Genomic DNA, 23,462 nt, shown 5'->3' on the forward strand with positions numbered 1-23,462 from the left:
TACTTTCGTCCCATGATCAGCGCAGCTTGCTTTAAAATATCATTCTCCATGGCCAGCTTTTGATTTTCTTTTCTAAGCTTGATCAACTCTTCCTGTTCTGGTGTACGATTGTCTTTTTCTTGAAAGGAGCCGCTGGATTGATGTTGACGAACCCACTTGTCAAAGGCTGAAGGGGTAAGATCATATTCTTTAATGATTTCACCTCTTGGTTTCCCGGCATCATGTAGCTGAATGATTTGTTCCTTAAAAGCTTGTGAGAATGTTCTTCTTTTTCGCTTGGTCATTTTGATTCTCCTCAGATTTATTTGAATCAAGCTTATATGACCTTAACGAATCTGTCTAACTTAGTGTAACCTATCCACAAATCTCGAGGGTAGAGATCGTGAAGATTTATTTATGAATAGCAGAGATAGACTTCGAGATGGTGAACTTCGCCGTCGTATGGAAGATGAACTTATAGAAGTAATTAAAAATCACTCAATGTTAAAAGAACTTCGTGAAAGACGGAGAAGAGAAGATTTGCAGAGTAAAATACAAGATGATAAACCTCTTACTGATATGATCGACAATATTTTGAAAAAATCACCTACTCTTTCTCAGATATTTCTTAAAGGTGAACGATTGTCAAACCCCCTGAACTTACATGAAGTTGGCGAGCAAAAACAGTTTGAAGGTAAATTTTTTCCAACTTTCTTTCAAATAAAAGGTAGGAAAAAAGATAAATTTGTAAAGCGAGTGCCAAAAAACGTTAGAACTAGAGTTAATTTCGAAACAGATGCAGAAAACGAATACTTTGATAGAGATAATCAACCAGGAAAAGAACAGCTGAATCTAAATGGTGAAATAGCAGAAAATTACAATTTAAACTTGCACAATGGGATTGCTACAGTGAATATTCGTATCCCTGAAGAAGCAATCATTGGACAGGAGCTTAATTATACTTTGATTGTTGATGATGAGACCAGGTTTGAACCTTTTGTTGAAGAATTTACTATCATTGTAGAAGAAGAACAGAAATATAAAAACAAGGGCGTAAAAGGAAAAAGAAAGAAAGGGCGAGGTAATGGAGACGACGCACGAGAAGATGAATCTCGCTTAGCTTTACCCAACGTGATTGAAATTCGGAAAGATGAATGGGAAAAACACAATCTGACAGATGAATCGGCCTTGAAAGTAGTAAACAATGGGGATAGCGGTTTTGACTTCTATATCAACCTGGATAATATTCATTTGCTAACAGAAAAAAAATCAAAGAGTCTTCAGGGTGCTTCTATTATCGAAAATAGATACAAATATGGGATGGTATTGCTGGGGTTAGGAGTTATTAACCATTTAAATTCAGAAGACACCGATGAAGATCCCTCTGTTAAAGCAGAAGAATTTACAAAAATGGTTTCTCCAATGCTAATTCCTATGATTGAAAGTTTAGGAAATTTACAAGAAGATGAATAAGCCCTTTTATTTATCTTCAAAAACTGAATAAGTTAAGTTTTTGATCGAATGGTGTGGATACTTCGCTCTGAAGGATGTTCCGGAAACTAGGTAGCTGGGATCGGGGGACGCTTACGGATGAGTTTATGGAGAGAATGGAGATTGACGCGGGCACGGAAGAAGAGTTTAATTAGCCTTGGGGACCAAAGGGGAAAGCCCACGAATGGGCAAATTTCCGGAAGGCGCACTGGAAAATTTCATAAAATCTTGTATTACAAATAACCCTAATCAACTCCTCTTGGTGTGGTTTAGGGTTGCGTGACCTCTAAACGAGTATCTATCATTACGTAATTCTTAAAGAAATCACCATATACGGACCGGTACGTACGGTGATGTGAAAGGAAGGGCGAATTAATTTGGAATTCATAGGCTACAGTGAGATAACCTAACCAAAATCGTGTTGTGGTAGAAGCTAATTGCACTGGCAGAAAAGAAGCTTAAAGGGTTAGCCATCAAATGATCAATGAGACAATTGAAAATATTGTGGAAGGCCTGGAAGCAATTTCACGAAATACATAGGAGTTGAAAACTATGATAACGACACTAGAGTACAACGCCCCTTTTGAAAAAGGGAAGCAGTATCAACGACGTCAGATTCATCAATTATACAAAGGCCAGCAACAGGGCGGCATTTCAACGCCAGCGAACTATCCGTATATTTTTATCTTTACCGGAGAGTCTGGCGAACAATACGGGTACCGAGATGGATGGGATGAAACCTCAACGATGTATTACTACACCGGAGAAGGCCAGTACGGCAGCATGACGTTTACGAAGGGAAACAAAGCGATTCGAGATCACGTGGAAAACGGAAAAACCATTTACCTGTTTCAATACGTCGCTTCCGGGATTGTAGAGTTTATTGACGAAATGGCGTACGTCGGTCATGAAATACGATTTGTGCCGGACCATAATGGTGATGAACGAGAAGCGATTGTCTTTTATTTAGAGCGGGTGGAACATATTGAACAAGAATCGGAAGCGTCTCAGTTCGACGCAACGACTCATTCGTTAGGGCATCTACGAGAGATTGCGGAAGCGGTAGAGACATCAGAGGACCCAAGAGAAACGAAAGTACAGGTGCGATATCGGGCGGCCGCCGTAAAAGCATACGCGTTAACACGAGCGAACGGTATCTGTGAAGCGTGCGGGGAAGAGGCGCCTTTCGTAAAGAAAGATGGCACGCCGTTTTTAGAAGTGCATCATCTTTATCGCTTGTCGGATGGTGGAGCAGACCAACCAGAAGCAGTTGCAGCGATCTGTCCCAACTGTCACCGACGCGTGCATTACGGGGGGGGACGCTTCATCGTATAATGGTGAACTAATTCAAACAATTGAGCTGAAGGAAGGAGAAAATTAACTGGATCCACGTTGGTGGATTTTCGTACTGCCTTTCTCTCATCATGAGTTCCTCTTGATTAGCGTGTTTATTAAACGTACTTGAATACTTGAATCTATACCCATCTCTCTGCCTACGTTGGCATATGTTTCTCCTTTTTGATTGGAGATTTTAACCACTGTTAACATCTCCTAATTACCTCCTTTTTACGTTTTTGGTCCAACGAGGTGGTTATAGTTATTTGGAAAGTTTAGCAAGTGGTTTTTTCTTTATATATCTTTGTTCCTGACTACTACATAAATTATCTGCCAAAAACTACAATTTTAGTTGCCATAAACAAGATTGGGGGGGATTGCATAAAAGAAATTGTCTACTAAAGAGAAGCTGGTTATGCTACCGCTCATTTTTTACATGAAAGAACTTGGTTTTTGTTAGCCTTAGGATTCATCTTTAGCAAAGTGGTTTAGATTTGAAAAGTGAGGACGGCCTCATGACTTCCTTTTTCGATATGGAAAGGATAATTTATATGATAATTTATATGCTTCTTTATCTTTTTGTCGCCTGCAAAAATGTTTGCATCAAGATTTAAATATATTGTTCAAGTAAAGGATTTGATGAATTACTAATCACATGTTTTATGTTCAAGTTGTGTATAACTTGTTTTACACTTTTTTAAATATTCAACATAGTCATAATGAATTGAAGGTACTGACAATTGAAAAGGAGGATTTTGCAACTGTAAAGTTTTTTAGAATATAGCTGATTAACACTTAAATGAAACAAACTTACAAAACATCAATAAGAAATTTCAGGAACTAATACATTAGAATTGGCATGTTTTTTGCATATTAAAATTAGTATTGTAATTTAAGTAATCTATAAAGGCGGGTTTTAATGAATCAAGTTATAACTGATGTGAACATTCTTTATGGCGAAGATTTAATTGAAAAATCGGAACATTCAGTGTTGGTTAAAGATGGGGTTATTCGTAAGGTAGTACCAAGAGATGAACTTCCAAAAGATATACCAACAAGTAGTGCCTCAGGTTTATATATGATTCCTGGGTTAATTGACCTTCATGTTCACTTAATGTGGGACGGGTCGCTTAATCCTGTAGAAACTCAAGAAAAAGAATGCTATGAACAGAAGATAATACGAGCAGTAGCTAATTGTCAAAGATACCTTCGTCATGGCATTACAACTATTAGGGATGTTGGTTCTATCAATGACATATCATTGCAGGTTGCTCAGGGAGTGAAAAGGGGCATTATTGATGGGCCGAATTTGATAGCAAGCGGCAAAACTTTAACGATGACTGGAGGACATGATCCTTTTTGGGCGAGGTTTCTGGATGGAACCACTGATGCTTTAAAAGCGACGCGAGAGCAGGTTTATAAGGGGGCTCGGGTAATAAAAGTTAGCGCAACAGGAGGGGTTTATGGAAGAGATGAAGGTGAGTCTGTATTAAATGCAGAGCTTACCTATGAAGAATTAAAAACGATTTGTGAAGTAGCTCATCAATTTGGCCTTAAAGTCGCCTCCCATGCCATAGGAAGGGATGGTATTTTAAATTCTATCAAGGCAGGTGTGGATAGTATTGAGCATGGTCATTTTTTAGATGAAGAACTTATCCAAATGATGGAAGATAGAAATATAGCGTGGGTACCCACTTTGTTTACGTATCAACAAAATTCTTATGCTAGTGGAATACCAAGTTATGCGCAAAAAAAGGCAAAAGAAATAGTCGAAATTCATGAACATGCATTTAAAAATTACTTTAACCGTGACATTTTAATTGGGTGCGGCACTGATGCAGGGGCGCCATGTGTTGTACATCCATCAATATTAGATGAACTCTTAGTTATGCAAAGAATTGTCTTTAATAATAAAGAAGTGCTAAAAACGGCTACATCTAATGCTGGCAAAATATTAGGCCGGAAAATTGGACAAATAAAAGAGGGTTACGTAGCGGACTTTACTTTAGTTAAACAAAACCCTTTGAAGGATCTGAATAATGTGAAAAATGTAAAGTGTGTTTATAAAAACGGAGAATTAGTTTCTAATCATTTGTAAAATGTTATGAAGCAATAAAATAAGTCATGAAGGGGGGCAAACAAATATAAAGGTCGTCACATTTTATAGGGTGTGCAAAAAAAAATTGAAGGGATGGTGAATTATTAATGCATATAGTAATAATTGTCTTGTACGTTGTCGGTATGTTGCTTCTCAGTATCTATTTTGCCAAACGTGAGATTAAAACAGGGGAGGACTTCTTAGTAGCAGGACGTCGGCTGCCAGGAGTGATACTGGCAGGAACTTTGTTAGCTACATGGGTTGGGTCTGGAACAATTCTAGGTGGTGCCAGTTTCGTCTATCAGTACGGACCACTTGCAGGTATTATTTATTTTGCTGGTGCGCCTATCGGGATTATTTTTTTATACTTTGTTGCTGGGAAAGTAAGGGGGCTAGAAAAAAATACACTACCTGAGATTTTAGAGATTAAATTTGGGAGTACTACGCGTTTGGTAGCTTCAATCTTTATGCTTTTAGCATATGTGGGGATTGCTGCCTATCAATTCATTGGTGGAGGAAATCTTTTAAGTACTATAACAGATTTATCTCCAGGTACTGGGTCATTGTTAATAGCGGTTTTTGTTATCTTTTTAGCTGCCACTGGTGGTATGTTCTCAGTAGCATATACCGATTTTGTTAGCTCTATCTTAATTGTTTTTGGTTTAATAGTAGCACTCCCTTTTGTTATCCCTACCGTTGATGGGTTTTCAGGTTTAGCAAATGAACTGCCTGCACACCAATTATCCTGGTCCGGAGGACTATCGGCCATCCAATTAATTGGCTTCTTTTTACCAACATTGTTGTTAATTATGGGTGATCAAAATATGTACAACCGTTTCTCTTCCGCAAAAGATGTAAATGCAGCAAATAAGTCAATCTTCGGTTTTTTTATTGGAAATGCACTCATTTTGATGGCTGTAATTATTATTGCAGCGTCAGCTGTAATCTTATATCCATCTCTTGAAAATACCGACATGGCAATTCTGCAAGTTGCGGCAGATGGGATACCGATTCCAATTGGATCAGTGATTTTAGTTGCAGCCATTGCATTGATTATAACAACATCTAACTCGTTTCTATTATCAAGTGCAGGTAATATTATTTATGATATATATGCTAATTTTAAAGGGGAATTGTCTCAGCAAAGGTATTTGCGGCTAAATCGTATAGCAGTGGTTGGTCTCGGAACGTTTGGGTATTTCTTAGGTGCGTTTTTCCCAAGTGTTTTGGAGTTACAAATGTATTCTTATACTATGTATGGTGCAGCTCTTACACCGGTGATATTAGCAGCATTTTTTTGGAAAAAAGCAACTTCCACTGGGGCGTTAGCATCAATTATAGTTGGAGGCAGTGCAACCATTATTTGGGAACAGGTACTTGGCAAGCCTTTAGATTGGAATAGTGTAATTGTATCTCTGCCTCTATCTGTTTTTGCACTTGTTATAACGTCGTTAGTTACAAACAATAGAATAATTGATAAGAGCAATGACGCCAGTGAAAGAAAACTCAATTGAACATCAGCCTTAAAAATAGATGTAAGAAAACGAGAGTGTTTAGAATTTTAACGAGTCTAGAAAGGCAACGGCCATTCAGTCTTAATTAAAACACATAAATAAGGTGATTGCACTTTGTTATAGACAAACGGTACAGGTGCTATTAAACCAATATTTAGTTAAATGAATTTTAAAAAAATTATTATACAATTATTTAGGAGTGATTAATAATGGACGTTAACCATCGTTTAACTGAAATGAGAAATTATATGAACGAAAGAGATTTAGTTGCTGCTATTGTTGCAAACCCAGATCATCAATATTATTTAAGCGGTTTCAAGGCTGTTATGTATTCACGACCAATTATTTTTTTAGTAGATCAAGATTCAACTAAATTGATTGTTCCAGCCTTAGAAGAAGTACATGCTAAAGATGAGGCTAAAGTAGATGATATTACAGTTTATTATGAGCACCCCGAAATGGCGCATAAAGGAACTAATCCACTTGATCAACTTAGGTCTTTACTTGATAACTATTCTCAAGGCTCTAAAATCGGGGTGGATATGGCTTCAATTTCTGCAGAGAAAGTAAACTTTATTCAACAATTAAATTTTGAAGTTGTGGATATTGGTCAAAAAATTGTAGAAATGCGCTATGTAAAAGATAAAGAAGAACTTGTATTAATTGAGGAAGCAGGGAGATTATCTAACTTAGCAGTTAGTACATCGTTAAATGCGTGTCAAGAAGGAATTACAGAAATTGAAATGGATGCAGTTGGAACAAAAGCTTTGTTTGAAGAAACCGCTAAAAGACACCCTGACTCGACACTCGATTTATTTGCTATGTCACCGTCTGGAACAGAAAGAACCATCATGCCACACGTGTTTTCGAATACACGTAAACTACAAAAAGGTGATATTATTATCCATAGTCGACAAGTTTCATTAAATGGTTACCGAGCTGAACTTGAACGTACTATTGCCTTGGGTGAATTAACTGATGATCAAAAGAAGGGTTTTGAAGCTGCAAAAATTGCTCAACAGAATGCAATGGATTTTATAAAGCCCGGAGTTACAGCAGCTGAAGTAGATGAAGTATCTCGAAATACTCTTAAAAAGGCGGGTTTTGTAGATTTCGCTAATCATCGTGTTGGCCACGGAATTGGTATATCCGCACATGAAAAACCATATTTAAGGTTTGATAACGACTTAGTACTTCAAGAAGGTATGGTATTTACGATTGAACCAGGCATATTTATTCCAGGAATTGGTGGATTTCGACATTCAGATACGTTAATCTTAACGAAAAATGGAAATAAATTAATAACCGAATTTCCGAGGGAACTTAATGATTTAACCTATCGCTGAATAGAGGAAGGTATTATTAATTTGATAATGAAATAAAATTTTCGTGTTATTCATTTGATCAACAAGGCCACTTAAACTACTCATGTTTTTATTCTAGAGGTGCTGGGACCATCTCCCAGTAAATAAAAAAATAAGCGTGGAATCCATCATCATTGATGAAACATCACGCTTATTTTTTGATCCTAATAAACAAAAGCACACTTTAGGTGTCTTTATGTTTATAGATGATAGGACGAATCCAATGGTTTGGCAATTAGAACTTTGAAATAAAGCTTCAACAAAATGATATTTCATACGATTGAACGGCATAGTGAGAAATATTGCGTAATCGGTTTGTCTCGCATCTCAACCGCGTATCGCGTATAATGGTAAACTCATTTTTATGTGCCTATGCAATCTATTTCCTACAACTGTACACCACCTTGACTACAAATCAACATAGATAGTGACGATGAATCAAATCAAACTCAAAATGGCTCCAATCAATAAAATTGATAATTGGAGCCATTTTTAACTCATTATTTGCCATTTACGTAGTGACTATCATTTTAGAGGGATTGTAAGTTTTTTAATAAAAGTGACTTTTCTTCTAATAATTGATGAAACGTTCGTTGTCCCTAAGATCATTTTATTTTAACTAAAACACTTTTTACTTCAGTGTAGTTTGATAAACCATATTCACCGCCCATTTTCCGGCCGACACCAGATTTTTTATAACCACCGAATGGCATGGTTTCAAGTTCCAGTCCGAAGTCATTAATCCACACAGTACCAGCTTGTAATTTTCCAGATACACGATGACCTTTGCGAATATTTTCTGTCCAGACACTGGCTGCCAGACCATATTCACTATCATTTGCTCGTCTAATGACTTCCTCTTCGTTATCAAAAGGGAATATCGAGATAACTGGTCCGAAGATTTCTTTTCTGGCAATGGTCATATCATCTTCAACATCGGCAAAAACAGTTGGTTCGACGAAGAATCCTTTATCAAATGCTTTGTTGCCCCCTGCAACCAAGCGGGCGCCTTCAGCTTTTCCTTTTTCAATGTATTCAAGAACCGTTTGTTGTTGTTTTGCTGATATTAGCGGCCCCATTTCTGTTTCAGCATCCATCCCTAGACCGAGTTTTACTGCTTTAGCCCGCTCAGCTATTTTCTCGACAACTTCATCATAATGGCTGCGGTGAACGTAGAGACGCGTACAGGCACTGCAGTTTTGACCATGATTATACATCGTGCCATCAAATGAACCCTCAATCGCTTCTTCAAGATTTGCATCCTCAAAGATAATGCTAGGGGATTTACCACCAAGCTCCAATGTAACACTTTTTATATCATTAGATGCTTTTTGCATCACATTTTGTCCAACGGCTGTAGAACCTGTAAATGCTACCTTCGCAATATCTTTATGCGTAATGATTGCTTCACCTGCGACACGACCTGCGCCCGGTAAAGCATTGACACACCATCTGGAAATCCGGCTTCCTTGAACAATTGTGCTGCATAGAGCAGTGATAATGGTGTTTCTGTCCCTGGCTTGATTACGACCGTACAACCGACAGCAAGTGCCGATCCTAACTTCCAACCGGCCATGGCTAAAGGGAAATTTCATGGGATGACCTGTCCGACCACACCAACCGGCTCATGAACAATATAGTTAAAATAATCGGGATACATTAACGGTTTTACCTGTTATTTTTGTCGCCCATCCGGCATAATACCGGAAATGCTGAATTGTTCCGTCTACATCATCCTCAAGTGCCACTTCATAAGGCTTCCCATTATCCAAAGCTTCAAGCTGTGCAAGCTCTTCACGGTTCTCCTCCAGCAGATCGGCAAATTTATATATCAAATGCGATCGCTCCGCTGCCTCCATTTTGGTCCATTCGCCTTTCTCAAAAGCTTCTTTGGCTGCTTCCACAGCAACATCAATGTCTGATTCCTGTGCTTCGTTTGCTTCTGCAAGAACCTCTTCTGTGGCGGGGGTTAAAACCTCAAATGTTTTTCCGTCTTTTGATTGAACATATTCTCCATTGATGTAAAGTCCTTTAACACCTTCTAAAATTTTTCTACTTTTGGTTTCAAAACAATTTCCTTAGTAGACATAGAAACATAGCCTCCTCATTAATATTTAACAATCTCTAGCTTGTTTAAAATCTCTTGTAATGTTCTATCTTCTTCTTCAGTTAACGGCAACCTTGGCCTGCGTGAGGGTCCTCCAGCCAGATCTTGTAAGGCCAGCCGATGATTGTTCACCGCATCCCAATCTGGAAGAATGATGTGGTGGTTGGTGCGATTGGTATGTTAATTTTTGAAGGTGTTTCAGAATTGTATCAAATCTATGATCGCATTCAAAACCAATAAACAATCGCTAAATACGCGAGACAATCATGGAAAAACAAAGCTAACTACACTGGATCAGATTATAGGTGTCAGTGAGAGCACCGTAAATCTAAAACGCACTGCACGAAAGGTCGCAAAAACAGATGTGACAGTCTTGATTACGGGGGAAAGCGGAACGGGAAAAGAAATATATGCAAGTGGGATTCATGAGTTAAGTCCATTTTCATCGGGGGCTTTTGTTCATGTTAATTGTGGCGCCATTCCGGAAAACCTAATTGAATCGGAACTATTTGGTTATGAAGAAGGGGCGTTCACTGGGGCAAAAAAAGGTGGAAAACAAGGAAAATTTGAATTAGCCCAAAATGGGACCCTCTTTTTGGACGAGATTGGTGAAATGCCATTAACCATGCAAACAAAATTACTGCGTTTACTTGAGGATAAGGAATTTGAGCGCGTCGGTGGTACACAAAAATATAAAGTTAACACGCGAATTATTGCAGTAACAAACCGGAATTTGTGGAAGATGGTTGAAGAAGGAAAATTTAGGGAGGATCTTTTTTATAGACTGAATATTGTGGATATTGATATTCCCCCTATACGTAAACGAACCCCTGATATTCCTTCATTAATCTCAAATGTTATGGAAACAACCTGCCAAAAACACCAAGTTTCTGTGAAAGAGTTGACCTCCGAGGCCATGTCAGCATTTATTCATTACCCTTGGAAAGGGAATGTTAGAGAATTAGTAAATGTAATCGAACGACTTGTTGTACTGGTAGATAGCGATACAATAACCTTGAATCATTTACCGGAATATATGAGAAATTTAGATAATGCAAATAATAATTTTTTTAAATTATACGGGTTACAGTGACAATGAAAAAGAGCTGAATCATTCTTGATGAGTCGAATGGCAATAAAACAATTGCTGCTCGTAAACTGGGGATACATCGGACAACGTTATATAAAAAAATTAAAAAATATAATTTTTAAACTGTAGATAATCTGCTACACATCGAAAATGGTTGTAGCGATATATCTACAGTTTATTTTTTGAGAACCTGTTTTTATGGCGTCTAATTATTGGCATGATTTTTGCTTTGAAAAATGCAAAGGCAGAAAGGAGGAATATAATGCAAGATTTTGCTGTTTTTAATTCACCACACAATATTAATTATGGCAGGGGGGCTTTTAATTCCGTTGGCATTGAAGTTGCGAAACAAGGTAAAAAGGCACTTATTGTTAGTGACAAAATAATGGATAAACTAGAAAATGTCGGTGAGTGCAGAAATTATTTGTCAAAAGAAGGGATAGAAAGTGCTGTTTATTTAGGAATTGATTCTGAACCGACTGATGTCTATGTTGCAGAAGCATTGGACGTCTTAAAACAAGAAAAATGTGATGTAATTATTTCACTTGGTGGTGGCAGTTGCATCGATACTGCTAAGTCTGTAGCGGTACTTGCTACAAACGGAGGTTATATTGGTGACTACATGGGCGGAAATAAAATAGCTGAAGTGAAAGCGTTGCCACATGTTGCTATCCCTACGACTGCTGGGACTGGGTCTGAAGCAACCGATGCTACAGTGATCACGAATACAACGAATGATGTAAAAATGATGATAAAGCAGCCGGTATTTTTACCTGAAATGGCCATCGTTGATCCACTGTTAACAATGTCAGCTCCTGAACATGTCACAGCAGCTACTGGAGTCGATGCGTTAAGTCATGCAATTGAGGCGTATATTTCCAGACAGTCTCACCCGATGACAGATATGATGGCGCTTTCAGCAATGAAGTTAATTATTAATAATATTACGAAAGCATATCAGGACAAAGATAATATTGATGCACGTGAAAGGATGATACTGGGTTCACTGCAAGCAGGTTTAGCATTTTCAAATGCATCGGTATGTCTGGTTCATGGCATGTCAAGACCCATAGGAGCTTTGTTTCATGTACCACATGGTTTTTCAAATGCGATGCTGCTGCCGGCGGTTTTGGAATACAGTAAAGATTCAGCTGTGCAGCGTCTGGCGGACTTGGGCAGGATTTTCAATCCGGAAATGGAGAATGAATCTGATGAAACAGCTGCAGATGTTGCCGTAGCTTCAGTTAAAGACTTGTGTCTTAAATTGGAGATACCTAACTTAAAGGATTGGGGTATCGATAGCCAAGAGTTTGAAACCGCCGTAACTAAGATGGCAGTAGATGCCTTGGAAAGTGGAAGCCCCGGGAATAACCCTAAAGTTCCATCTCATAAAGAAATAGAAAGTTTGTATCATTATTGCTTTGATTATAATTTTGCTTCAGGTGTTGAACTGAAGTAGTTTAAGTTTAGCAAGGGGGAGGGAGATTTTTGGAGACCATTGGTTAAAATAGGACTAATCGTTTCACTAGCATTACTGATTTATCTCACCATGAAAGGGATAAATATTATCATAGCAGCCATTATTTGTTCTGTTTTGGTAGCGATTACAGGAGGACTTAACCTCCAGACGGCCTTAATGGACAATTATATGACAGGCTTCACTGATTATTTTGCTTCATGGTTTCTAGTATTTCTGTTAGGTGCTATATTTGGGAAAATTATGCAAGATACGAAATCGGCTGAAAGTATCGCGCAATGGATTAAAAATACATTAGGTACTAAACGCGCCGTTTTTGCTGTCGTAGCTGCCGCGGCTATTATGACATATGGTGGTGTTAGTTTATTTGTGGTTGGTTTTGCTGTTTATCCGATTGCCTTATCATTGTTTAGGGCTGCCAACTTACCACATCGATTTATTCCTGCAGCTTTAGTGTTTGGGTCAATTTCCTTTACAATGACAGCACCAGGATCACCTGAAATTCAGAATATCATCCCAACCGAACACTTTGGCACAACACCTACTGCGGGTGGGTTTGTTGGTGTGCTTTCTGCATTGATTATAATGGTGGCCGGGGGTATCTGGCTTGGAAAAATGGTCAGACAGGCTGTTAACAACGGTGAAGAATTCTCATTACCGTATAAACCGTCCTCAAACGATGAAATGGCCGCTGCGATTGAAGATCCTGCAGATGAAGAAATGTCCGTTAGAAAGAATTTGCCAAATGTTATTGTTTCGTTTATTCCGCTGATAATGGTTATTGTCCTACTGAATGTTTTAGCACAATTTATGAACCCGACAGCAGCACTATTGGTTGCCTTGACCACAGGTATCTTCTTGGCGTGTACAACCATGAACGGCTTCTTAAAACAATTCTGGGAGCCGTTGGCCACCGGGACACAAAATGCCTTGGTAGCATTAGCGAATACCTGTGCAGTTGTTGGTTTTGGCAGTGTAGCTGCACAAATTTCAGCATTTGATAGTATGGTAGATGCATTGGTTAGCATGCCTGGACCTCCGTTATTGGGCTTAGCAATTGGTGTCACACTTGTTTGTGGTATTACAGGATCTGCTTCTGGGGGATTGGGGATTGCGCTGCCAATTCTGGCACCCATTTATTTGAGTCAGGGCGTTGATCCTGGGTCAATGCACCGTATATCAGCTCTGGCATCAGGTGGTATTGATTCGCTTCCGCACAATGGGTATGTTGTAACCACTGTTCGGGTTATTTGTGGTGAGTCCCATAAGCGGTCTTATAAACCAATCTTTTTTGTCAGTGTCGTTGTTCCGACAATTGTTATGTTCCTAGCTATTTTGCTTTATACAATCTTTTAAACTAAAAAATAAAATTATAATTGATAAGTTAAATTTATAGGAGGTATTTTATATGTCAAATACAGAAGTTAAAACACTTGGAAATTATATTGGTGGCAAATGGATTGAGGCTGACAGTGACAAGACTGAAGCTGTCATTAACCCGGCAACCGGTGAAACGATAGCGGAAGTCCCAATCTCGACTCAAGAGGATGTCGATCATGCGGTTGACGTTGCCCAGGAAGCGTTCCAGAAGTGGAAAGAGACCGCGGTTCCAAAACGCGTGCGTATCTTATTCAAGTACCAGCAGCTGCTTGTTGACCATTGGGATGAACTCGCTGAGCTTATTACGATCGAAAACGGAAAAAATTTAAAAGAAGCAAAAGGAGAAGTGCAGCGCGGAATTGAGAACGTTGAATTTGCAGCAGGCGCACCCAACTTAATGATGGGTGATCAGCTTGCATCGATTGCTTCTGGTCTCGAGTCGGGCATGTATCGTTACCCGATTGGTGTTATAGGTGGTATCACACCATTTAACTTTCCGATGATGGTGCCGTGCTGGATGTTCCCGATGGCAATCGCAACCGGCAATACATTTGTCATGAAGCCGTCTGAGCGGACACCGCTTTTGGCAAATCGTCTGGCGGAGCTGCTGACAGAAGCGGGTCTTCCTGATGGTGTGTTCAATATCGTTCATGGGGCACACGATGTCGTCAACGGTTTACTCGATCATAAAAAGGTAAAAGCTATTTCATTTGTAGGATCCCAGCCGGTTGCAGAGTATGTGTATAAACGCGCAACAGACAACTTGAAACGTGTGCAGGCATTGGCCGGAGCGAAAAACCATTCGATTGTCCTGAACGATGCCAATATCGATAATGCATCCACTCAAGTTCTCAATGCTGCATTTGGGTCTGCGGGTGAGCGGTGCATGGCAGCGTCTGTTGTTGCTGTCGAAGAATCGGTAGCCGATGAATTTATTGAGCAGCTCGTCCAAAAAGCAAATGATGTAAAAATAGGGAATGGCCTTGATGATGATGTCTTCTTGGGACCGGTTATCCGTGAACAGCATAAAGACCGTACCTTAAATTATATTAAAACAGGTGAAGAAGAAGGTGCCAAGCTCGTTCGTGACGGACGTGATGAAGGCCGTGCGCAGGAAAAAGGCTATTTCGTCGGGCCAACCATTTTTGATAACGTTACGACAAACATGAAGATTTGGCAGGATGAAATTTTTGCCCCCGTGTTATCGATTGTACGGGTAAAAAACCTTGATGAAGCGGTTGACGTGACAAATGAATCACCATTTGCGAATGGTGCATGCATTTTCACAAGAGACGGCGGCAGTGTGCGTCAATTCAGGGAAACGATCGATGCAGGCATGCTGGGTGTTAACATTGGTGTTCCGGCTCCGATGGCGTTTTTCCCATTCTCAGGCTGGAAGGATTCCTTCTACGGTGATTTGCATGCCAATGGTAAAGATAGCGTTGAGTTCTATACACGCAAGAAAGTTATTACGACACGTTGGGTATAAACATTTTTTAAAAAGCACAGTGACACAAATGCTGTGCTTTTTAAGTTTTATATAAATTTAATTAATTTTACTATATAAAAAAATTTGACTTTTTAAAATTTGGGTATTATAATATTTAAAAATTACAGATAATTAAAACTTATAATATTATAATTAATTAAAGAAAGAGGAGAAGAAGATGGAAGTTGATAAAACATTATCTATTCCTTTATATCAACAGATTAAGGATTATTTGAAAGAGAAAATTGATTCTGGCGAGTGGGAAGCAGGTTATCGATTAGCGGCAGAAAGGGAACTAGCTGAACAATTTAGTGTGAGTAACATTACTATAAAAAGAGCGATTCATGAGCTTGTCTATGAAGGTTATTTACATAGGCAAAGTGGCAAAGGAACGTTTGTAATCAAAAAAGAAGAACAGGATATTTCGAAAATGGTCTCACTTCACAATGATAAACTAGCAAAATCAACAAAACACCCTCACAAGTTGCTCAGTTTCAAAAAAGATAGCGCTGGTTCAAAGATAGCAAAGAAGCTTCATATAAATCAGTCAGATCGGGTTTATAAAATCATCCGTTTAAAAATTGAGAATGGCAGTCCTGCGATTATTGAATATTCATTTGTTCCAAGCGATCCATTTCCTAACTTATCAGTTGACGATTTAGAGGATAACCTACTTTATAATATATATACCAAAAAATATGGTGTTGAGTTAAATAAAGCGAAAATATATTTTTCCACTAGTGTGGCACATGAGTATGAGGAGAAATTGTTAAACGTTGTAAAAGGTGAACAGTTAATTGTCCTCGAACGTTTTACAACCTCTAAACAACAAGACATCATTGAGTATTCAAAATTTATATTAAAGGAAAATCAAGCAAAATATTATCTTGAAGTACAACTCTAAGGGAAAGAGTTTACATCAATGGGGCCTGTTATTTGAACAAATAATAACCGTCTTCCATTGTTGTCGAAGTAAATGTTAATGGCGGGAAAAGCAATCTCCTACCAGGTTTATGGTTACGATCAATTCATAAAATAATCCTGTATCATCACTCCTTATGAAATTATTCAGGAAGATGTCATATAACAGGTAGTCCGTCGGGAACGGAATTATTGAGTTGGTAACATCGTTTGCTGTGAAGTACCAAAGATCAATACTTTGGAAAATCAATTCGTTTCCAAGATGTAGGTCATCATCATCCGATAAAACAATATAACATTATATTTTTTAAAGGGAGCGATTGTGATGCATTTAACCAATCATCCAGTCTTAGGAAAAGATGATAGAAAAACAATACAATTCTATTTTAATAATAAACTTTTAAACGCAAAAGAAGGTCAGACTATTGCAGCGGCTATAATGGCCAACGGTATTAAGAAAATGGGAGTAAGCAGGAAGCTGCAGCAATCCAGGGGGTTATTCTGCGGCGTTGGCAGATGCTACAGTTGCTTTGTGACGGTTGACGGGCTTGAGCACGTTCTCAGCTGTTCGACGCTCGTAGAAGAAGGCATGGAAGTTTATTCGAATCTATCAGACCCTGATGTCAGGAGGGGAGAAAATGAATACTGATTTATTAATTGTCGGCGGTGGCCCAGCTGGCTTGAATGCCGCTTATAAAGCAGCCTCGAATGGATTGAAAACAACGGTGATTGATAGGTGGTTTACACTTGGCGGGCAATTAAACCAACAAACGCAATTTTATAATAATTTACCTCAGCACTTTGAAAACCAGAGGGGCTATCAGCTTGCTAACTATTTAATAGATCGATTAAGAAAATTGGACGTAAAAATTCTGGAAAACCATAAGATGATTGGTGCCTATAACAATGGGAGCATTGGCGTAACGGATGGTAAAAGTACGTTCCAAGTTCAAGCGGCTAACGTTATTATGACAACTGGGGCAATGGAAGAACCTGATATATTTCCGGGATGGACCTTACCTGGCGTGATGACAGCCGGAGCTGCTCAAATACTAATCAACCGTGAGCGTGTACTACCGGGAAAAAGAGCACTTATTTTAGGATCCAATAATTTTGCACTGGAAGTTGCCAGACAATTAAATGATTGTGGCGTTGCGGTTAAAGGGATTGTTGAAAGCAGAAATGAATTGCTTTCCCAAAACGATGAGCTGTTATGCGAGGTAGATATCCCGGTTTTACTGGACAGTGCCATCGAAAGAGCAATAGGAAAAGGAGAAGTCGAAAAAGTATATGTGAATACTGACGGAATTGAAAGTGTTTATGATGTTGATCTTATATGTATTGCGAAGGGTATGACACCCATTTTTGAACCTTTCGAAATCATGAGCTGTGATTTAACCTATCAAGAAAAACTTGGAGGATGGCTACCCAAATATGACAGTAGATTTGAGACAACGAGTCCTTCCGTTTATATTGCGGGCAATGCAGCTGGTATCACAAATATAGGTGGTATTTTACTAACAGGTGAGATTGCAGCCGCAAGTATACTGGAAAAATCAAATGCTGCAAATTCACTAAAGATTGAAGAGGAAAAGAAATACTTATGGGGCGAACTTTATCGTATCGAATCAGCGGAAAATCCTTCGGCCTTGGATGCACGGCTTGATGTTATTAGGAATTTTCATCATGAAACAGGTATCCAACTGCCAGTATATTTAGATTCTGTCTTTGGAGGGTTGACCAATGGATAAATCAACAATTGTGTGCAGGTGTGAAGAAATCAATATAGATGAGATCGAGTCCGCAATCAATTTGGGGGCTCGAACGTTCAACGATATTAAGCGGCTTACCCGTTGTGGCATGGGTCCCTGTCAGGCCAAATGTTGTATGAATCTGGTTCGTCAAATTATTAGTGATAAGACAGGACAGCCATTACATGAAATTAGACCGCCTAGAATGCGTGTGCCTCTTGGAGTTACCCGAATGGGTGCTTTGGCTGGTAGCCAAGCATCCTCTGTTACATCAGTCTTTGGAGAATCAACGGAGGAAGGAGAGACTGTTCATGAAGAAAAGCTATGATGTGATAGTGGTTGGGAGTGGTGTAGTGGGAAGTAGTATTACTTATCATCTTTCAGAAGAAAGAAACAAGGAGATATTGTCAATTGATAAGGATTTCCCGTTATCGGGTACCTCCGGATCTACACAAGCCTGGGTATGGGTACATAATAAAACGCCTGCATGGTATGGTGAGTTGAACATGTACAGTGCAGAACTTTATTCGTTTTTAGAAAGAAAAATAGGTGATGTTGAATATAAGCGTACGGGTGGCATCGCACCATTCTTTTCCGAAGCAGACAGGGAAAAAGCGTTGAGACTTGCAGAAAAACAAGCAGAAGTCGGTATCAAAGTAGAGGTCTTGAGTCGCGATGAAGTGCTTGAAAAAGAGCCTTCGCTTTCACGGAGCATTGCTGGGGCAACCTACAGTAAGATAGATGGAAATGTGAATCCATTCCGCTTAATTGAATTATATATCAGAGCAGCCCGAAAAAACGGGGCAAAATTCTCATTCTACAACCCGGTGATGGATATTACAAAAGAGAACGGATTATTTAAGGTTACGACTCAAGATGGTGATTATTTTTCAAATCAATTGGTGTTGGCTGGTGGACCATGGTCTAAAAGCCTAGGCAAACTTTTAGGTATAGATGTCCCGATTAAACAAGTACGCGGACAAATAGTTGTGACAGAACCGCTGAGACCTTTTCTTTCACATACTATTGGCGGGGTGCGGCAGGCAGATAATGGTGAGGTATTAATTGGCTATTCGAAGGAAGAAGTCGGGTATGATCTGCGGTCAACGTTGGATATTGTTCAGGATACAGCCAGGATGGCAATTGACTTTGTCCCGGCTTTAGAAAAGGTGAACGTGGTGAGATGTTTCTCAGGCATTCGGGTGATGCCGGAAGACGGGTTTCCAATACTAGGGGGGATACCTGGTATTGAAAAAGGGTATATTGCCGCCATGCATAGTGGTATAACGTTATCACCTTTAGTTGGGACATTGATGACGGAATTATTGTCAGGTGGGGAAACTTCTATTGACTTGGAGAGATACAGTTTGAATCGCTTTGATTCGTTACAGTCAATAGGATAGTGATATAGCTTTTATAATCGTAAAGGGTGTGATTAATGGAATCGGCATAACTCAAATTAGATGGTTGTCCGTTCTGAATTCCAGCCATCAGCATAGAATTCATACATAAAAGGGGCTGAAAGGTTCTATTAAAATATTTGGAGGGATAGAATGGGTCCTACGTTAACTATTGTCTTGTGTTCAATTATTTTATTGTCAGCTGCTTCTGTGTTTGCCATATGGGTTGGCAGAAGGCGGAATGACAGTGAGAACTGGATAGTCGGTGGACGTTCGTTGCCGTTTTATGTTGTGGCAGGAAGTCAGTTTGCTACTGGTATGGGGGGCGGGGTTCTAGTCGCTCATATCGGAATTGGTTACAGTGCGGGTTGGTCCGCAATAACGTATAATTTAATATATTCAATTGGTATCGTAATACTGGTTTTATTGGCTGACTGGCTAAAAAAACAGAAGTTTTCAACTGTGCCGGACATCTTTAGGAAGTTATATGGTGAACATAAAATATTGATCAGTACAGTAACTATTATGGCAATTGTTGTACCTTTCGGTTGGTTATGTACGCAATTGGTGGCTTTTGGGAATCTCTTTTCTGAGATATCAGGTATTCCATTTGCCGTTCTGTTAATTGTATTTGCAATTGTTAGCTTATTTTTTGTATTGCCTGGAGGCTTGACATCTGTCGCTTGGACCGACTTTGTGTTTGGCTGTATGATGCTGATTATGTCTATTGTAAGTGGTATATATGCTTGGAATTTGGCAGGTGGCTGGGGCGAAATCACCACAACCATACCAGAGTCCATGACAAGTTTTCCTGAAGGATTGGGAGCAGTGGGTGGACTTACAATCTTACTATGGATATTATCTATTTTCCCGGGCGCATTAACCAACCAGATGTCGTACCAGCGCATTTACGCGGCAAAAAGTGCCAGTATTGCTAAGAAGGGTTTTATCATTGCAGCTATTGTTGGCATTATTAGCGGAGTTTGGGCATCATTTATGGGAATCTCCATATTGTCTATGAACCCAGGGCTGGAAAATGAAGAGTTGGCATCAGGCTGGTTCTTAACACAAATACCAATATGGTTTTTAGGGATTTACTCGGCTTTCATCATTGCAACAATCATGTCAACGGTCAGCAGCGCAATTCAATCAGTGGTTGTCAATATTACTAAAGATATTTATCAATCTTACATCAACCCCAGTGTTTCAGACAGCAAACTATTAAGTGTATCAAGAATGATGTCAGTTGTTGTGGTTACATTAGCCGTTGTATTAGCGCTGGTGTATCCAAAAGCTTTAGATTGGCTAGTGGCAACATATGCCTATTCTGCATCGGGGTTATTGGTGCCAATTTTTGTTGGTTTCTTTTTAAGAAAATACAAGAAGCACAGTAGCAGAGGTGCAATGGCTAGTATCATTCTCGGGATAACAAGTGCAGCAATAGCTCAAATAATCGGTACAACGGTTCCATATGCTGCTTTTGGTATATTAGGATCACTTGTCGGGTTTGTACTATTTACATTTGTATTTAATAAACAAGGTGGAGCTGGCAGCTCCGGGAAGGGAGAAGTAGGAGCTTAATATTCTGAATATACAAAATAATATAATATTAAAATAAGGAAAGTGGTGTTAGTTATGGATGCTGATGTAGCAATAGTGGGCATAGGAACGATGGGCAGCATGGCTGCATGGCAGTTATCGAAAACCGGTATCTCTGTTATCGGTTTTGAGCAGTTTGGCATAGGTAATGACAGAACAGCTGCAGGGGGAGAGTCTCGATTATTCAGGACAGCTTATATGGAAGGAAAGGAGTACGTACCACTTTTATTTGAGGCAAAAAAATTATGGCGGGAACTGGAGATCGAATCGAGTCGTGAGCTTTTAACCTTAAATGGTGGTTTAACAATTGGAAATCCGGATACCGACGTCATACAAAGCTTATTAAGGAGTATTTATGAATTCGATTTGGAACATGAAATACTCCAAGGCAACGAAGCGACAGAGCGTTTTCCGCAACACCGGCTTTTTTCAGAGGAGATTATGGTTTTAGACAAAAATGCGGGTTTCTTGCGGCCTGAACTGGCAGTTGTATCTGCTGTTGAACGGGCAGAATCCTTAGGTGCAGATATTAAGCGTTATACAACTGTGCAGGGTATTTATCCGGGCAAAAATGGTGTTTCAATTGTTGCCAACGATAAAGAGTTTCAGGTTAGAAAAGTATTAATCACGACGGGCGCATGGACTTGGAAGTTATTACCGCGATTAAGGAATCAATTGATTGCCAGACGTTTGGTCTTAACTTGGTTTGCGCCCAGGAATATTGAAGAATTTAAGCCGGATAAATTTCCTGTTTTTGCCCGAATGCGAAAGGGCTACCGTTTGACAGGTGTTCCCACACTTGATGGAACAATGGTAAAAGCGTCTAACACAAAAAATCCGTCCACTGTGTCGGAACCAGATAATTTAAACCGTGATGTCAGAAATGAGGAACTTCAAGAAGTCGGTGAAGCAGTCGAAAGGCTTTTGCCAGGCCTGCTTCCAAATCCTGTCCGAGCCAGCGTGTACATGGATGCTTATACAGAAGATGAACATTCTATTGTAGGTAGCCTGCCGGGAATGGACAATACGTTTCTTATAAGTGGCTTCTCTGGTCATGGTTTTAAAATGTCGCCTGTTATCGGAAAGATTGCAGCTGAACTAATTACAGAAGGAGAGACAAAACACTCCATCGAACACCTTGACCCGTATAGATATGCGAAAGCCTAATTAATAGTTATTTAGAGTGAGGTAAATAAGCATCAAATAACCCCAATCCATATGGTGGGGTTATTTGATGGTTATATTTCAAGATGGAATAATTAAATTTAATGAATAAAAGAAGGAATTACTGCTTGAAACATTGAAATTATTATTATAAAGATAGACGTAAAACCTATTCCATGTGTTAAAGGAGATCTAAATCGTGAATACCGAATTTATGAAAGAAGCCTATGGAATTCTTTATGGGTTGAAACTGGGTTAAGGCAATATATTGAGGTCATCATGGAAGGAACTTACGGTAATGGATGGTTCACCGTTGCATCATTAGCGATGAAATAACCATCTGCAAAGCATTTCGATAACTTTAATTACCATGAGCTTATATCTATGTTGCGAGCATATTCCTGTTTCGATGGTATTCCTAAGGATGTGTACTCACAATTGCTGATGACCATTCCGACTCGAAACAAAATTGCGCATTGTAAAATTATAAGTGAAGAAGAAATGGACGAATTACAAGACATCCATAAGTTATTGTTGGAGCACATAAGCGTTCATGATGAAATAATACCTTAGGGTTAATTAGGAAGAAATTTTAGGGTCGGCATATGTAAATCCAAAAGTGCTCGAAAGTTATCTTTATGGTAAAATAAACTAAAATCCAACTAGAAACACCAAGGTATTTAACAGTAAATAAAAATAATTTACGTTAAAATAAATGCAAGTTTGAACCTGATTCTGAACCTATAAAACATGAAAAATGAGAGAATTTAATAAATAACTTTAACTTCAAAAATTGGTGTTTTCCCCTTCATTAAGGGAATTATAAAAAGTAATATTACTTACGAATAATAGTAGGCTCATGGGCGGCATGATGTAAGTATGCTCCCAGCCCTGAAATGACAGGGTCTTGCTCTTGTGTAAAAGTGATAACCTCACAATAATTAACTATAAAGGACGTTTTCGTAGAAGTTGCTGACTTTTGCGGAAACATCCTTTTTAATATTTAGTAGCTTGTGTCGTATTATGAGGTCAATCAGAATTTTATTTTCTGGTTGGCCATTTTTAATGGTTTAATAGAGGTAGCCGGAGGAGAACGAACGGGCCAGTGGGACTTCAATTGATCCCGTCCACAAAAATGTTCCCCCTCTACTTACAGCAATATGGGTGAGGCTGGTTGGGACATCTAAGATGATCTCGTATAACAAGCGAAGATATGACACTGTAGGAGAGATAGAGGTTGCCGGTAAATATTTTAAAAGGGGAAGTGATTGACATATGGATCCTGTCATAGGCCTGGATGTGG

The 23,462-nt window shown here is 39.1% G+C and carries 18 protein-coding genes and 1 pseudogene; 17 read left to right on the forward strand and 2 right to left on the reverse strand.

Annotated features, from left to right (window positions below; all coding sequences use genetic code 11):
• The coding region (locus BM195_RS18750) for a transposase (protein ID WP_244535799.1) at nt 1-284 on the reverse strand (284 nt) is incomplete at its 3' end.
• 112 nt (nt 285-396) lie between these two features.
• On the opposite strand from BM195_RS18750, the gene BM195_RS17455 reads away from it, so the two are divergent.
• From BM195_RS17455 to BM195_RS17475, 5 genes are all read left to right on the forward strand, one after another.
• Entirely contained in the window at nt 397-1,452 is a 1,056-nt protein-coding gene (locus BM195_RS17455) for a hypothetical protein (protein ID WP_090241469.1), read from the forward strand.
• 570 nt (nt 1,453-2,022) lie between these two features.
• Nucleotides 2,023-2,805, forward strand: a complete 783-nt coding sequence (locus BM195_RS17460) for an HNH endonuclease (protein WP_244535800.1) — start codon at nt 2,023-2,025, stop codon at nt 2,803-2,805.
• 919 nt (nt 2,806-3,724) lie between these two features.
• Nucleotides 3,725-4,903 carry a metal-dependent hydrolase family protein gene (locus BM195_RS17465; RefSeq protein WP_090241471.1) on the forward strand — a complete coding sequence of 393 codons (1,179 nt, stop codon included), beginning with the start codon at nt 3,725-3,727 and terminating at the stop codon, nt 4,901-4,903.
• Between the two features lie 107 nt (nt 4,904-5,010).
• Nucleotides 5,011-6,417, forward strand: a complete 1,407-nt coding sequence (locus BM195_RS17470; RefSeq protein ID WP_244535801.1) for a sodium:solute symporter family protein — start codon at nt 5,011-5,013, stop codon at nt 6,415-6,417.
• A 209-nt stretch (nt 6,418-6,626) separates the two neighbouring features.
• On the forward strand, nt 6,627-7,763 hold the full coding sequence (locus BM195_RS17475; protein WP_090241474.1) for a M24 family metallopeptidase: 1,137 nt from the start codon (nt 6,627-6,629) through the stop codon (nt 7,761-7,763).
• Nucleotides 7,764-8,386: 623 nt separating this feature from the next.
• On the opposite strand, the pseudogene BM195_RS17480 reads toward BM195_RS17475, so the two are convergent.
• Nucleotides 8,387-9,870: pseudogene (locus BM195_RS17480) on the reverse strand (aldehyde dehydrogenase family protein).
• Between the two features lie 235 nt (nt 9,871-10,105).
• Here BM195_RS17480 and BM195_RS17485 point away from each other — a divergent pair.
• From BM195_RS17485 to solA, 12 genes are all read left to right on the forward strand, one after another.
• Nucleotides 10,106-10,981: a sigma-54 interaction domain-containing protein gene (locus BM195_RS17485; RefSeq protein ID WP_090241476.1), complete on the forward strand. Its 876-nt coding sequence runs from the start codon at nt 10,106-10,108 to the stop codon at nt 10,979-10,981.
• Nucleotides 10,982-11,031: 50 nt separating this feature from the next.
• On the forward strand, nt 11,032-11,100 hold the full coding sequence (locus tag BM195_RS19270; RefSeq protein WP_425283939.1) for a helix-turn-helix domain-containing protein: 69 nt from the start codon (nt 11,032-11,034) through the stop codon (nt 11,098-11,100).
• A 140-nt stretch (nt 11,101-11,240) separates the two neighbouring features.
• Entirely contained in the window at nt 11,241-12,437 is a 1,197-nt protein-coding gene (locus BM195_RS17495) for an iron-containing alcohol dehydrogenase (protein ID WP_090241479.1), read from the forward strand.
• A gap of 90 nt (nt 12,438-12,527) precedes the next feature.
• The gene (locus BM195_RS17500) at nt 12,528-13,811 is read left to right on the forward strand and encodes a GntP family permease (protein WP_090241510.1); all 1,284 of its coding nucleotides are present in this window, start codon (nt 12,528-12,530) and stop codon (nt 13,809-13,811) included.
• Between the two features lie 52 nt (nt 13,812-13,863).
• A complete protein-coding gene (locus BM195_RS17505; protein ID WP_090241481.1) occupies nt 13,864-15,324 on the forward strand; it encodes a CoA-acylating methylmalonate-semialdehyde dehydrogenase in 1,461 nt (486 codons plus the stop codon).
• Between the two features lie 178 nt (nt 15,325-15,502).
• Nucleotides 15,503-16,228, forward strand: coding sequence for a GntR family transcriptional regulator (locus BM195_RS17510; protein WP_090241483.1), 726 nt, complete (start codon nt 15,503-15,505; stop codon nt 16,226-16,228).
• Nucleotides 16,229-16,570: 342 nt separating this feature from the next.
• Nucleotides 16,571-16,894, forward strand: coding sequence for a (2Fe-2S)-binding protein (locus BM195_RS17515; RefSeq protein WP_090241485.1), 324 nt, complete (start codon nt 16,571-16,573; stop codon nt 16,892-16,894).
• A complete protein-coding gene (locus BM195_RS17520; RefSeq protein ID WP_090241487.1) occupies nt 16,884-17,996 on the forward strand; it encodes an NAD(P)/FAD-dependent oxidoreductase in 1,113 nt (370 codons plus the stop codon). Before BM195_RS17515 ends, BM195_RS17520 begins: the two co-directional genes overlap by 11 nt.
• Nucleotides 17,989-18,324: a (2Fe-2S)-binding protein gene (locus BM195_RS17525; protein ID WP_090241489.1), complete on the forward strand. Its 336-nt coding sequence runs from the start codon at nt 17,989-17,991 to the stop codon at nt 18,322-18,324. Before BM195_RS17520 ends, BM195_RS17525 begins: the two co-directional genes overlap by 8 nt.
• On the forward strand, nt 18,308-19,399 hold the full coding sequence (locus BM195_RS17530; protein WP_090241491.1) for an NAD(P)/FAD-dependent oxidoreductase: 1,092 nt from the start codon (nt 18,308-18,310) through the stop codon (nt 19,397-19,399). Before BM195_RS17525 ends, BM195_RS17530 begins: the two co-directional genes overlap by 17 nt.
• Nucleotides 19,400-19,549: 150 nt before the next feature.
• Nucleotides 19,550-20,977: a sodium:solute symporter family protein gene (locus BM195_RS17535; protein ID WP_090241494.1), complete on the forward strand. Its 1,428-nt coding sequence runs from the start codon at nt 19,550-19,552 to the stop codon at nt 20,975-20,977.
• A 54-nt stretch (nt 20,978-21,031) separates the two neighbouring features.
• Entirely contained in the window at nt 21,032-22,162 is a 1,131-nt protein-coding gene (gene solA / locus BM195_RS17540; protein WP_090241497.1) for an N-methyl-L-tryptophan oxidase, read from the forward strand.
• Nucleotides 22,163-23,462 lie beyond the last annotated feature (1,300 nt).

Source organism: Lentibacillus halodurans, assembly GCF_900112045.1.
GTDB lineage: Bacteria > Bacillota > Bacilli > Bacillales > Amphibacillaceae > Lentibacillus > Lentibacillus halodurans.